We start from the raw sequence: 14,527 nt of genomic DNA, 5'->3' as shown, positions 1-14,527 counted from the left end.
TTTGGGGGTAAAATGTATTTTTGTAAAATAAAAGAAAGGAGATTGAAATTGAGACTTCTTTTAGTTGTTGATAACCATCTCGGGCGTACTAAAGATGGTCGTATATGGAGTAAAGGAATTTATGATTATTCTTTTTTTGCTCGTTATTTAGAGATATTTGATGAGGTAAACGTTGCAATTCGTATAAGTGAGATTGAAGAAAACTGTAATATTTATCCAAATTTGTGCAGTGGGCCAAATCTCAAATTCCTACCTATTCCGGACTTTCACGGATTAAAAGGATACATTAAAAATTTTTATTTGGTAAATAAAGCTATCAGATCATTTTGTAATGATTGTAACTGTGCAATTATTAGGATACCAAGTGCAGTTGGATTTCAATTTGCTTCAAATATACGTAGGAAAATGCCCTATGCTTTAGAGGTAGTAGTAGACCCATGGGATTTTGCAGCTCCTGGAATGTTGAAATCAAAGTTTCGTCCGTTAATTCGTGTACTATGGACACATAAATTAAAAAAATTGTGTAAAGATGCAAATGGAGTGTCATATGTTACAAAGTTTGCTTTACAAAACCGTTACCCGTCTAAAGCAAAATTAAATAAAGAGTCTCTACAGTACTTTGAATCTTACTACTCTTCTGCCAACATTAAAGAAGACTTTTTTATGAAGCCCAAAATATACCCATCTAATCAAAGTAATTTTCAAATTATTCATGTTGCTAATGCAATTAATTCTTTTGTTAAAGGTCATAAGGAATTAATTGAAGTAGCTAGTATTTTAAAAGAAAAAGGATTTGAAGTATCTGTGAAATTTGTTGGTGATGGAGAGCTTGTACCGCAGTTTCAAGAATATGCTAAATCGTTAAGTGTACAAGATAGGGTATTTTTTATTGGATATATACCAGATAAGGAAACAATGAGAAAAACTTTGAGAGATAGTGATTTATTCGTTTTTCCCACACACGGAGAAGGTTTGCCACGTGTATTAATTGAAGCTATGGCTGTTGGTTTACCATGTATCTCTACTAAGATTAACGGTATCCCAGAATTATTAGAAGAAGAGTTTATGGTGGAAGTAGGAGATGTAGAGGGATTAGTTAATAAAGTAGAATATTTAATATGTAACTTGGACGTAATGACTAAAATAAGTCAGAATTCAGTATATAAGGCTCAGCAGTATAGAGAAGACGTGCTTCAAGTGAGGAGAAAAGATTTTTATGAAAAATTAAGAAAATACTGTGAGAGTGTTATACCCAGGTAGAAGGTAAGAATTGCTTTATATAAATAATAACTCGAATTAGTTGAAATCTACCAATATTATAATTTATGCCTTATATTATTAAACACACTTTTTAAGTTATCTTCAAGGTAATTCTTAAGTTATATAATCCTTTCTTCAATAAAAATTTAAAAGTAAGTTATTATGGAGGAAACTACTTTGTGAACATATTAAAGAAAAAAAACGGAAAAAATAATTTAATTAGGGCTTACTTAATAATGCTATTAGGTGTGCTATTATTCGCTGGTATATTTACCTTAAGTGACTTACCAATTGTAACTATATTTCTTATAAGTGTTATTTCTGTTTTTTTTCTTAGTATAGTTTTTTTTAGCAAAAATATATTTAATCCATTTAATTTTTTCTTTATATATACTTTTTTGGGCTTTATAGATATAACAATGGTTGCAAGTGGCGTTCGTAATGGTTTATATGACGTGCCAAATTACATATATAATAAATCCTTATTTATAATGTTAATATGGTTGGTTACATTTACTTTGGGATATCTTTGTGTAGTTAAAATAACAATTAAAGTTAAACACTTTAGAAATTTAGACAATGAGCAAGAAAATGACATCTATCCATGGGTGATTTTTACACTTTGTTGCGTGGTATTTTCCTTTTCCTTCCTTTCTACGTTGAAGAATTCATTAAAATTGGGTGGATTGGTTGAGGGAATGAGTGGTGGAGGGGAAGCTTTTGCTGATCAGGGGTATTTGCTTGCGTTATTAGGGTTTGCTGGCTGTTTACCTGTTTTAGCTTTATATAGTGGGAAAAAAATTAGAGCGGTCATTTATGCTCTTTTAGTTTTTATAAGTATTGTAATAACGGGTAGAAGAAGTATGGCCATCCTTACAGCATTCTTGCCGCTTTGTGTTTATTGGAATTCCAAAGTAAAGAAAATTAAGTTATTAAACATAGCTATTATAGCAGTCCCTTTATTAATTATCATAATGTATGTAGGTGCAATCAGGACTGCTGATAACCCAAGTTTTTCGGAGACATATACAGATAATTATTTTGTATCACAATTGGCCATATTAGCGAGGTATAACGGATATGGAGATAACATACCTCTAATGATTAGTAAAATTGATAGCGGGGCGCTAGATTTCCAAAAATTCGAATATATTTATCGTGGAGTACAATATTATATACCTCGTAACTTATGGCCAGAGAAACCTCTGGTACACTCAGCTCAAATAGTAAGTAATTCAGTCTTTTTTAAAGGAGACACGGGTAGACCAGTAAATGCATATGGCTGGGCATATTTTAATTTTGGATATGTTGGTGTAATCTTAAGTGGTTTTTTTACAGGCATTATAGTTAGTTATTTCTATAAAATTGTCCAAAAAAGAAAAAGTGTAATGCTTTTATGTATGTACGCTTTATTAATATTACCTGTTTTAGAAATATTTCAACCTGAGGCTCAAATGAAAATTTTATTATTTACAGTTACTCTTAAAATGCTCGAAATAATTAGTAGAAAAAATAAAAAAAGCAGAGCTAATTTTTGGGGGGACAATAGTGAAAGATATAATTAAAATATTTATTCCTTTTATAGGAAGGTGTGAAAAAATTAGATTTTTAGTTGGAGTCCAATCAACAGCAGCTGAAAAGAAGCTTTATATACTAATGAAAATCATCAACGCATTAATATATAAGAAATTTAATTGTGATATTTCTCCGTATGCATCTATTGGAAAGAATATTACCTTTCCACATCCTATTGGAATCGTTATAGGAGAGGGAGTTCATATTGGAAATAATGTAACTATATATCAAAATGTTACAATCGGTAGGGTAAAAGAAGAAATTCCTGTTTATCCATTTATAGAAGATAATGTAACTGTGTATTCAAACTCTATAATAATAGGAGGGTGTGTCGTTAAGAGAGGCTGTACAATAGGTGCACATAGCTTAGTTGCATCTGATACACGGGAAGATTCTGCTTGGGTAGGGATACCGGCAAGATGTGTTAAAGATTATAAAAGGAAAAATATTGAATATGAGTAAAGGAGATAAGGGCATAGTAAAAAAGACTGGTTTATACTTTATTGGTAACTTTGCTTCCAAAATCACTATGGCAGCAATGATCCCTTTTTACGCTTATTTTGTAACCGTTGAAGAATTAGGGGTATTCGACTATTCTCAAACAATAATGTATACAGTTTCTCCTGTAATCTTCGTAGCATTATGGGAGTCAATCCTTCGATTTCTATTAGCTGAGACAGATATAGAAAAGCGTCAAAATGTTATTGCCACTTCCATACGAACCATACAAATTATTATGTTTATTCTCCTAGCTACAATTGTTGCAACTGCAATTTGGAGTGATAATAAAATTGCTATGTATACTATATTGATGGTATGTGTATATGGAATTGCTCAAATATGGCAATATTACGCTAGAGCATTAAAATTTAATCATATTTATGTTATGGCTAGTATATGGGGTACGGTATTAAACTTTGCAATTTCAATAGTGATGATCTGCTTTCTTAAAATGGGAGGTACAGGACTTTTTTGGTCTTTTATTATTGGGCAATCAACAATAGTTATAATAATTGAATTTAAATTACGCATATTAAAGTATAACCGAATTGGTAATTTCAAATGGCATATACTTAAACATATGTTGATTTTTTCAATTCCTTTAGTTTTAAATCTAGCATCCAATTGGATAATCTCAGGATTTGGTAGAATTATAATTACTAACAAGCTTGGTACTTATGACAATGGGTTGTTTTCATTTGCAATGAAGTTTGGAACTGTAGTTTCTATGCTTGGAACAGTAATTTCAATGGCATTAATTGAAGAATCAATTATAAAAAGTAAAGACGAAGGTATTGATAAATATTTTTCTAAAGTAATTGAAATAGTATTTAAATTATTTTTATTTATATGTATTCTAGCAATTCCTTTTATAAAATTATTTTACTATTTTATCTCCGGCACTGAATATTTTTCGACTTACAATCTTGTACCATTTTTTTTAGTTTATGCAATCTTTATGACAATGGCTACAAATATAGGAGCTATTTTTCAAGCTAAGAGCAAAACTAATATGTTATTTTATACAACTGTAATTGGAGCATTTGTAACCATTTCTCTTGCGTTATTAATGATAAATAAGTTAGGAGTTTTAGGTGTTTTATTTGCTCAGATTGTTGGAGCGCTTTCAATGCTAGTATTTAGGTGGTTATTAGCAAAAAAAATGATAAAACTTGTTGTAAAATGGGATAAGATTATCTACTTAACAGCCATATACTTAATAGTAGTGGTTATATGTAGTAAAGATTTTGCTTTTAGCATTTTTATAGGTTTGTTAGCTAGTTTATTTGCTTTATACGTTAATAAAGACCTAATTAGAGACCTTAAAAATTTTAACAATAATAAACAAGTTCGCTAAAACTAAATAATCGTGATTTATTTACTGAAAGAAATTAAGCAAAATAAATCAAAAGTCTAATTAAAATTATTAAATTTGCATATTTAACAGTAGCAGGGAGGGGTAATTGGCTTTACAAAGCCTACTATAACCAATTACGTACTATTTTAGAAAAACAGAAAAACTAATAGTTATTAAATTTCAGGAAAGAAATATCGCGATTTCTTGGATATTGAGGTATCGAAAAATATTTTAATTATTTAGTCGGAGGGGGTAAAAAATTTGAACTGAGCTAAGGTTTTTTTTTTTTGACCCAAATGTATGTCGAATTATTTTTGAGAACCTCTTTATAATTAAAATCAAAATAGTATTTTTTTGAAATGATTTAAGGAAGGATCGATACAGTGAAAAAAGTAGTTTTTATTATAAATTATTTTTATCCTGATGTTGCTTCAACGGGTCAGTTAATGACAGAACTCTGTAAACATTTACAAAGTGACTTTGATATCACAGTTATTGCAGCCCAACCAGGATATGCGGGTCAGAGAAAAATAGTTAATCAAGTTTTTGAAAAAGACTATTTGGAGAACATAAAAATCATACGTATTCGTTTGCCTGAAGTAGATAAAACTTCTAAGGTCAGCCGGATAAAATATATATTCTCTTATTTTTTATTGGCCATTTTAGCTTTACTAAAAGAAAGAGATGTAAATGTTATCTATACTATCTCACAACCACCAGTTTTAGGGGGATTAATTGGTACTGTAGGGAAATTTTTAAAACGTTCTAAACATATTTATAACGTACAAGATTTTAACCCTGAGCAAGCAGCTGCTATTGGTTATACAAACAAAGAATTCATATACAAAATTGCTAAGAAAATTGATATGTGGAACTGTAAATTTTCAGATAAAATTATTGTGGTCGGTAACGATATGAGTGAAACACTTAAAAGTAGATTTTCTGGCAAGAAGGTACCGAATTATGTTGTTATTAATAATTGGACTAACGAAAAAGAGATCATTCCGCTAGAAAAGACTGATTCTAATATACAACAATTTCTTGAGCAAAATGGGTTAAAAGAAAAATTTATTGTCATGTACTCTGGTAATATTGGTCTATACTATGATTTAGAAAATATCATTAGAATTACAGAACATTTTATTGAGTATAAAAATCTTGCATTTGTTTTTATTGGGGAGGGTGCAGTTAAGAAGGAGATGCAAACGTTCGTACAACAAAAAAATGTCTCGAACGTATATTTCTTGCCGTATCAACCGAAAGAATTTATTAAGTATTCTCTAAATGCAGCAGATGTACATTTAGTTGTAAACCAAAAGGGAATTAAGGGAGTTTCTGTGCCTAGTAAAATTTATGGTGTGATGGGTGCAGGTAAGCCTATATTAGGAGTTTTAGAGCAAGGTAGTGAGGCACAGATGCTTATTAGTAAAAGCAACTGTGGTCTAGTAGTCGAACCTAAAGAATACATTAAAATTATAGAAACTATACAAAACTTATATAATATGGATTCAGAAAAATTAAAAAAATTAGGCCGAAATGGAAGAGACTATCTCGATCAACATTTAAAGCGTGAAATATCTATTAATAAATATAGGGAAGTATTAAGAAAAGTATCTGAAATCAACTAAAGTCAATTATGTATTCAACATTAAATAATTAATATATAACTTAAAATCAACTAAAACATTCGGTGCCAATAGCCGAATGTTTTTTAATGTAAAGGAGTCATTCATTGTGACATACGAAACTTTTGATAATAGAAAAATATACCTTATTACTGGAGTAGCAGGTTTTATTGGATTCTACTTATCTAAAAAATTATTACAACTAGGTTGTAGAGTAATTGGCATAGACAATATTAATGATTACTATGACGTAAATCTTAAATATACGCGTTTAGAGTTACTTACCCCATTTGATAATTTTACCTTTATAAAAGGAGACATCTCAGATAAACTTTTGATAAATATTGTATTTGAGGGTTATAAGCCTGACATTGTTATAAATTTGGCTGCTCAAGCTGGTGTTAGATACTCTGTAGAAAATCCTGATGTTTATATTCAAAGTAATATTACAGGTTTTTATAACATTTTGGAGGCGTGTAGGCATAATCCGGTTGATCATCTATTATATGCATCTTCTAGTTCTGTATATGGTGCAAACAAAAAAGTACCATTTGAAGAAACTGACATGGTTGACAATCCTGTATCATTATACGCAGCAACTAAAAAAACTAATGAATTAATGGCGTACACCTATAGTCATCTTTATAAAATCCCTGCAACCGGGCTTCGCTTTTTTACTGTATATGGTCCTTTAGGACGTCCTGATATGGCGTATTTTGGATTTGTTGAAAAATTTTTTGCGGGTGAACCTATTAAAATATTTAATAATGGCGATTTTGACAAAGACTTATATCGTGATTTTACTTATATTGATGATATTATTGAAGGAATTGAACGACTCTTGAGTTACTCACCAGAGTTGGAAGGAGATGTTGCTCATAATGTGTTCAACATCGGTAATAATAGTCCAGAGAAATTAATGAATTTTATTAATACTTTAGAAAAGTGTCTAAGTCTTTCATTGGAAAAAGAAGTAATATTCAAAAAAATTTTTGAGCCTATTAAGCCAGGTGACGTGCCTGCTACTTATGCATCCACAAAAAGGCTCGAGGGGGTAATTGGATTTAAACCTAAAACCAAAATAGAGGAAGGGCTAAAAAATTTTACTGATTGGTATGTGGATTATTATAATAAGAAAGAGCAACTAAGCCATGCTGAAAAAGTAATATATTAGCAATTCGGATTTAATTAATAACACAATATACACAATATATCCACTTCTTAATTGGGAATTATTTAATAGTGTGTATTTAGTAAACAGACTTTTTAGGTCTGCTTTTTTTATTTGGGAGGGATTTAATGAAACTGGTATTACTATCCGGTGGATCAGGCAAACGGCTCTGGCCATTATCCAATGATACGCGTTCTAAACAGTTCTTAAAGGTACTTGAAGCAGTTAATAATAACACACAATCTATGGTTCAACGCGTATGGAGTCAATTAAACACTTCTGGACTAGCCAATTCTTCCCTTATAGCCACCTCCAAAATGCAGCGCGACATGATCCACACCCAAGTAGGAGAAGATACGCCCATCATCATCGAACCAGAACGAAGGGATACCTTTCCAGCCATAGCACTTGCAGCATCCTATTTATACTCTGAACAGCATGTAAACGAAAATGAAATCATAGCTATTTTACCGGTCGATCCTTATGTAGAGGTCGATTTTTTTTATGGGGTAAAACAGCTGGAGCAGGTGTTGGAAGCAACTGATGCGGATTTGGCTCTGATGGGTGTGAAGCCGACTTATCCGTCTTCGAAGTACGGATACATTGTTCCTGCAGCAGGGGAATCAGATGGCGAATATGTGACGGTTGGTCATTTTACGGAGAAGCCGAGTGAAGAGGAGGCGGCAGCTCTTATCGAGAGAAAAGCGCTTTGGAACTGCGGGGTTTTTGCTTTCCGGTTGAAGTATGTGTTGAATATCTTGAAGGATAAGGGGTTTTCTTTGGATTATCGGGAGCTGGAGATGAATTATCAGGAGCTTCCTAAGATCAGCTTCGACTATGAGGTCGTGGAGAAAGCGAGGAAGATTGTCGCTTTGCCTTATGACGGGTATTGGAAGGATCTTGGGACGTGGAATACGCTCACTGAAGAGATGGCGACGAATCAGCTTGGGAAGGGAATTTTGGCTGAGGATAATGTGAATACGCATTTGATTAATGAGCTGGATATTCCGGTTACGGTCATTGGTACGAAGGATCTCATTGTGGCGGCGAGTCCGGATGGGATTTTAGTGGCGGATAAGGCGGCGAGTCCGAAGGTGAAGGAATTGATTAGCGGGTTTAACCATCCCCCTATGTATGAGGAAAGACGATGGGGCTGGTCACGCGTTCTCGATTATGCGAAGTATGAGGATGGCCAGGAGATGGTGACGAAGCGGATTTGTATTCTGGAAGGGAAGAATTCGAGCTACCATCATCACCTGATGCGGGATGAGGTGTGGACGATTGTCCGGGGGGAAGGCGAGCTTGCGCTGGATGAGCAGATTACGAGGGTGAAGGCGGGAGATATTGTTCACCTTCCAGCTGGAAAGAAGCATGGGATCCGGGCGATTTCGGCGCTTGAATTTGTGGAGGTTCAGACGGGGCTCGGGATTAGCGATGAGGATTTCCACCGGCTTCACTTTAAGTGGGAGGACGTTTTGGCGCAGTTCCAGCAGTCAAAGTCTAAGGTGATTTATTAACAGGGAGAGGCATTCGGCTTCTCCCTTTTTTTGCGTTGCGGAGGGAAGAAGGGTGAGGATTGCCTATTATATATCGGATTATGGGTTTGGCCATGCTTCCCGGAGTGCAGCGGTTATCGAGGAGCTTCTTTTATATAAAGGAACCGAGATCACCATTTGTCATTCCTTTGTTCTTTCTTTTTTGAAAGAGATCCTTTGCGGTTCGGGTGTTCGTTTTAGAGAATTACAAACGGATATTGGATATGTGCTGAAACCTCATTCCCTCGAGCCGGATGTACCAGCTCTTTATAAGGCGTACTCCATCTTTATGAATAGATGGGAGGAGCGGGTGAAGGAGGAAGTACGGTTTTTGAAGGAGGAGCAAATCGAGTTGGTGCTGTCGGACATTTCTCCGATTGCCTTTGCAGCAGCAGCGAAGGCAGGGGTTTGTTCGGCCGGTCTTTCAAACTTCACTTGGTATACCGCTTATCAAGGGTTGATTCTCGAAAGAGATCTGCACCCTCTAAAACAGGCTTATGAAAAGATGGACTTCTTTTTCGTGCTTGCCGGATCCAGTGAACCGGAATGGGGACGGCAGCTGGATTTTGGCTTTTTTTCCAGAGCTCATCAGCAGGAAAGAGTGGACCAAATCCATGAACACTTGAAGCGGATTCCTTCTGAAAAGCTCATCTTCTTTGGGCTTGGGATGAAAATCGATGGAGTGGACGTAAGGGATTTTCCACTGTGGGACAGCCCGGGATGCCGGTTCATCGTGTCTTCCAATGTGGAAATTCATCATCCAAATGTCTGGAGGATTCCTGAATGGGAGAACGATGTTCATCACTACATCGCGGCAGCCGATCTCGCCATTACGAAGGCAGGATGGGGGACAGTCGCGGAAGCAGTGTGCGGCAGGACTCCGCTTCTCGTCATTGACCGGAAGTCCATGAAGGAAGACCAGAACACCATTCGCTACTTAAAAGAAAAGGGTTTGTGCCGGGCCATGTCCTGGAGTGAACTGAGTACCTTCACGTTATCTGAACGTGATTTTACATATGCAGCAAAAAGACCAAACGAAGGAAAACAGCTGGCCGCAGCCATCTGGAAGGCAGCCAATCAATTTAATAGGAAAGAAGTGGGGAAACGTTGAGTACAGCACCGATTTTTATGAAACCAGTTTTTCAGGAACGGATTTGGGGAGGAACACAGCTGAAAGAGCGATTCAATTATGAGATTCCGGGCGAAACGGTCGGAGAATGCTGGGCCATTTCCGCTCACCCAAACGGCACGAGCCTTGTCGCATCAGGAGAGTATGAAGGAAGAAGGCTTTGTGAGCTATGGGAACATCACCGCACTCTCTTTGGGGGAATCGAAGGAACGTCCTTTCCTCTGTTAACGAAAATTCTCGATGCCAATCAGGACCTCTCCGTTCAGGTTCATCCTGATGACGAAAAGGCAAGGCTCCTGGAGAATGGCGAGTTCGGTAAAACCGAGTGCTGGTACATCATCGACTGTGGAGAAGACGCAGAAATCATCTACGGCCACACCGCCCAGTCCAAAGAACAGCTCCTGGATATGATTGAAAACCATTACTGGTCCGATTTACTGAAACGCGTCAAAATCAAGCCCGGAGACTTCTTCTTCGTCCCAAGCGGAACGATCCATGCCCTATGCAAAGGCGCACTCGTCCTGGAAACCCAGCAAAGCTGCGACATTACGTATCGCGTCTATGACTATGACCGCACCGATCCGACAGGGGCCAAACGCGAGCTGCATCTCGAAAAAGCCCTTGAGGTCACAAGCGTTCCCCATCAGGATGGAGCATGCGAGCCCATCACCATCCAAACAGGGGATGTCACCATCACGACCTTTGTCCAGGATACGTATTTCACCGTCCACAAATGGGAAATCTCCGGCGAAGCCAGCTTCTCCCAAGGCCACCCCTTCATGCAGGCAAGCGTCATCAAAGGCAGCGGCTCCATGAGACACAACGGAACCGAATACCCGCTCGAACTCGGAGCGCACTTTATCCTGCCGGCGGAAATGGGGAGCTTTACGATTGTGGGGGAGATGGAGTTGATTGTGTCGCATGTGTAATAAGCCGAATCGAGCATTCAACTGAAAATCCAGAAGGAAGGATGACTTCATATGAATCTTTTTATAATTAATACGAATAAATCAACGAATACAAGATACGAAATAGAGATGCTCGAGGAACAAAAGTGTGCAGCCTATCGCTCTACGAAAACGGATATAGAGCACATTCAAAAGAACGATATAGTGCTGCTTTATAGCAATGAGAGGGGAATTATTGCTAGCGGTAGGGCAGATGGAATCGTGAACAGGAAGCCTGATTTGGGTGAGGAAGACGCAGAGTATTTTATGAAATTGCAGGATTTTAATGAATATGTGATTGAAATCCCTAATAAAAAACTTCTTGGCATTATTAAAGGTGTAAACCCTTCCTTTTCTAAAATTTTAAGAAATACTATGGAAAAATTCACACCACCTGTATCAGATGGGATATGGAAGGAAGTAAGCAGGTATGTTTAAGAGCTTATTCGAAGGAAACAACCCAAAAGAAATCACCGTTAGGTATATGGTTTTTCCTGATATAGAGGACGGAGTTTCCGGTTTTTACGCCAATGGTCAGGACTCGGGATGTGTGGAACCAACCAAACCATATTCGAGCGGGGTGTGTCACACTTTAGGACATGAATTAGATGAAATCGCTCTAAAGGCAGGGTTTCAAACGAGAGAAGAGTTTGCTGCAGACCGTGAATCAAATGGACATAAAAATTGGAAGAATGCCTATGGAAAAGAATTATCCTCTGCGGTGGGCAAGATGCTTGAAATAAAAGGGATAGAATGGGAGATCGATGGCGAGAAGCTTCTGTTCCAGTGCGCGAAAGGCGAATTTACGGTGTGGCCCCGTGGTCGTTAATAGTGGATACATTAATCAAAAAAAGGACTGAATGGGAAGGATGTTAAAGTGACTATCTGTCCTGAAACTGAGGGATAAACTAATCAACAAGAAAGGAAAGCAGTTCGTTGCTTCCCTTACGAGTTACAAATCATGCAGAGATGGACACTTTCATTTTCAATTAGTTTTTAAATATAGTTATCATGGAAGAGTCCTATTATAATATTTTCAGATTCTTCTATTTTCAATTAGGAACTCTGATTCTGCCTTATATAGCAATTTGGATGGAGGTTCTACTAAGGCAATTATTATATTATGAAGTGCTCTTGTTAAGACCATATAAAGTAATTTCGAAAAATAAACATCATGTGGATAATTTCTGTTTGAAGGGTTATAAACAATGATATTATCGAATTCTAATCCCTTTACTTGTAAAGCAGAGATGATTGTGATATTCGCAATATACAAATTTGATTCAGATGTCCCAACTACATTTGTGTTTTTAATACCAATCTCGTTTAAGGTAATTGAAATGTTTTCAGATTCTCCTATAGAGTTAGTGATAATAGCAATGGATTCATTTTTCTGGAGCCACTTTGCTATATGTTCTTTATAAATACGTCCCCAATTATAAATGTCAGATTTATAACCATCAAACTTTAATGCTTTAGGTTTTAAACCGGTTTCAATTACACCGATACCTGTGAAAGAGGGGGCTATTAAAGTACTGGTCGCTAAATTCATAATCTCCTTAGAGGATCGATAATTATAGTTTAACTTAAGTAGCCTGCTCTTAAATAAAGGTATAATGAAATCCCATGATTCTATTCCTCTTTGTAAAAATATTTCTTGATTTAAGTCCCCAACAATAGTGAAACTTGCTTCTTTAAAAACCTTCTTTAGTAAAACGTATTGTACATACGTTAAATCTTGTCCCTCATCAATAAAAATATGATTAAAATCAACTTCTTTTTGAGGAACATTATCTATCAAAAAGGATAAATAGATAAGAGCCGGTATATCTTCTTCATACCATTTGTTTTGATTAAAATTAAGTTCTGCAAATTCTCTGTTTGAAAATAAGCGTTTCGTCTTTAAAAAACCCTGGTAAACTTTCTCAGTATTTAATTTGTATTTAAGTAGATCTCTTTTAATAACTGGTAGTATAAAGTCAACCTGATCCTTTGCTATAATTTCCAACCGTTGTTCTATATAGCTAGCAGCTCTTAGAAGCATGGAGTTAAATGGTAATGTTTCATATTTTTTTAATACATGCAGCATAAATGAATTTGTTAGTAAAGGGTGTAATTTAGAATAATCTCTATTAAATAATTGATGTTTTATTCCTTTTAAATAAATCTCCATTAGCTCAACATAACCTTTAGATCCTTTATTTCTAAACCAACTGGCATACATACCTCTTTTATCAATATTAAATTTATTATTAAAAAAATAGGTTAAGTCATCTCTTATTTTAGGTTTGGCTATGTTGATGCCTTTAGGTAGAATGCTGAAAAAAATGTCACGTGCTGATTGAAATTTTACACTTTTCAGGTTGAGGTTAGGGGCCTGTTCTTGGATATAACTTAAGAATAAATTACTCGGACAAATAGCTAATATTTTAGTAAACATCTTCTCTTTATCCAACTGATAAATAATATAAGATAAACGATGTAATCCTAAAGTTGTTTTACCAGATCCAGGTACACCTTGCACTAGTACATTTTGATTTACAGGCATACGGATAATTTCATTTTGCAGCTGATCAATTGTTTGAAATATAGGTTTAAGTCCTTTCGTACCTCTATTTAGTAATTGATTTCTAAGAAAATCGCTTGTAATGTATTTTTTGTAGGCTTCAAGTAAGTCAGTTTTCTTTTCTGTATGTAAAACTTCATAGTCTTTATACCCGCATAATCGTCTATTATGAATGTTGAAATGTCTTGTCTTGAACAATTTGATTTTATTGCCATTTATTGATAATATCGGCAACTTCTTAGCGAAAATATCTCCATAGCTTGAACTGTAAGAGCTGACAAGATTTACATCTTCATGATCAATGTTATTTTCTCCTATATAAATTTCTCTTTTACCAATTTCATCTTCAATATAAATCTTACCGAAATATGGAGATTCTAATATTTTTTTTAAAAGATCTATTTTAGGAGGTAATGTCTTTTTAGCTTGAAGAGCGTTCATTTTTTTTATTTCAAACTCCCAATTATTCTCCATGTCACCGATCGCATAAACATATGGACTATGGTAACTATACTCTGCTTCTAAGTTACGTAGTTTTCCACTTAAAATATTGTTTACCTTTCTTAAATATTCCTTTTCAGATTGTAGATCCTCCATAAAAACACCTCTATATCAATTTCAAGTAAGAATATCTAATTATTTATTAGAAGGACTTTAGGGTAATTTTCTGTAATTCGGGACTTTCGTAACTTAATAATAATACATTTATACCGCTTTTCTACCAAAAAATGTTTTGTATCTAAATAATCTACTCCTTTTCAATTGTTAAACAAGGTGCAAAGTGAAGGTATGAGCAGCATGCTGCTAATAAATAGATATAATGTTAAAAAAGCTATGTATGTTGGTTAAAAAAGACTATTA

General features: G+C 35.2%; 12 protein-coding genes. 11 read left to right on the top strand and 1 reads right to left on the bottom strand.

Annotated features, from left to right (window positions below):
• Positions 1–48: 48 nt before the first annotated feature.
• The 11 genes from CEF21_RS21095 to CEF21_RS21045 all read left to right on the top strand — a co-directional run bounded on the left by CEF21_RS21095 (position 49) and on the right by CEF21_RS21045 (position 11,929).
• Positions 49–1,260 (top strand): glycosyltransferase, encoded by a 1,212-nt coding sequence (locus CEF21_RS21095; RefSeq protein WP_164462273.1) that lies wholly within the window; start codon positions 49–51, stop codon positions 1,258–1,260.
• Between the two features lie 179 nt (positions 1,261–1,439).
• Positions 1,440–2,825, top strand: a complete 1,386-nt coding sequence (locus CEF21_RS21090) for an O-antigen polymerase (RefSeq protein WP_123919833.1) — start codon at positions 1,440–1,442, stop codon at positions 2,823–2,825.
• Positions 2,809–3,297, top strand: coding sequence for a serine O-acetyltransferase (locus tag CEF21_RS21085; RefSeq protein ID WP_123919831.1), 489 nt, complete (start codon positions 2,809–2,811; stop codon positions 3,295–3,297). Before CEF21_RS21090 ends, CEF21_RS21085 begins: the two co-directional genes overlap by 17 nt.
• Positions 3,290–4,693 (top strand): lipopolysaccharide biosynthesis protein, encoded by a 1,404-nt coding sequence (locus tag CEF21_RS21080; protein ID WP_123919829.1) that lies wholly within the window; start codon positions 3,290–3,292, stop codon positions 4,691–4,693. Before CEF21_RS21085 ends, CEF21_RS21080 begins: the two co-directional genes overlap by 8 nt.
• Positions 4,694–5,076: 383 nt before the next feature.
• Positions 5,077–6,321, top strand: a complete 1,245-nt coding sequence (locus CEF21_RS21075; protein WP_241156735.1) for a glycosyltransferase family 4 protein — start codon at positions 5,077–5,079, stop codon at positions 6,319–6,321.
• Between the two features lie 106 nt (positions 6,322–6,427).
• Entirely contained in the window at positions 6,428–7,492 is a 1,065-nt protein-coding gene (locus tag CEF21_RS21070; RefSeq protein WP_123919827.1) for a GDP-mannose 4,6-dehydratase, read from the top strand.
• 125 nt (positions 7,493–7,617) lie between these two features.
• Positions 7,618–9,006: a sugar phosphate nucleotidyltransferase gene (locus CEF21_RS21065; RefSeq protein ID WP_123919825.1), complete on the top strand. Its 1,389-nt coding sequence runs from the start codon at positions 7,618–7,620 to the stop codon at positions 9,004–9,006.
• Positions 9,007–9,058: 52 nt separating this feature from the next.
• A complete protein-coding gene (locus tag CEF21_RS21060) occupies positions 9,059–10,135 on the top strand; it encodes a glycosyltransferase (protein ID WP_123919823.1) in 1,077 nt (358 codons plus the stop codon).
• Positions 10,132–11,082: a mannose-6-phosphate isomerase, class I gene (gene manA / locus CEF21_RS21055; RefSeq protein ID WP_123919821.1), complete on the top strand. Its 951-nt coding sequence runs from the start codon at positions 10,132–10,134 to the stop codon at positions 11,080–11,082. Before CEF21_RS21060 ends, manA begins: the two co-directional genes overlap by 4 nt.
• Before the next feature lie 51 nt (positions 11,083–11,133).
• Positions 11,134–11,538 (top strand): hypothetical protein, encoded by a 405-nt coding sequence (locus tag CEF21_RS21050; protein ID WP_123919819.1) that lies wholly within the window; start codon positions 11,134–11,136, stop codon positions 11,536–11,538.
• Positions 11,531–11,929 carry a hypothetical protein gene (locus CEF21_RS21045; RefSeq protein WP_123919817.1) on the top strand — a complete coding sequence of 133 codons (399 nt, stop codon included), beginning with the start codon at positions 11,531–11,533 and terminating at the stop codon, positions 11,927–11,929. The genes CEF21_RS21050 and CEF21_RS21045 overlap by 8 nt, the downstream gene beginning before the upstream one ends.
• A 207-nt stretch (positions 11,930–12,136) precedes the next feature.
• On the opposite strand, the gene CEF21_RS21040 is transcribed toward CEF21_RS21045, so the two are convergent.
• Complete coding sequence (locus CEF21_RS21040) at positions 12,137–14,263, bottom strand: UvrD-helicase domain-containing protein (protein WP_123919815.1); 2,127 nt, start codon at positions 14,261–14,263, stop codon at positions 12,137–12,139.
• Positions 14,264–14,527 lie beyond the last annotated feature (264 nt).

This window comes from Bacillus sp. FJAT-42376 (assembly GCF_003816055.1).
Classification (GTDB): Bacteria; Bacillota; Bacilli; order Bacillales; family Bacillaceae; genus Metabacillus_B.
The sequence above is the reverse complement of the archived record's forward strand: the minus strand, read 5'-3'. Positions and strand labels throughout refer to the sequence as shown.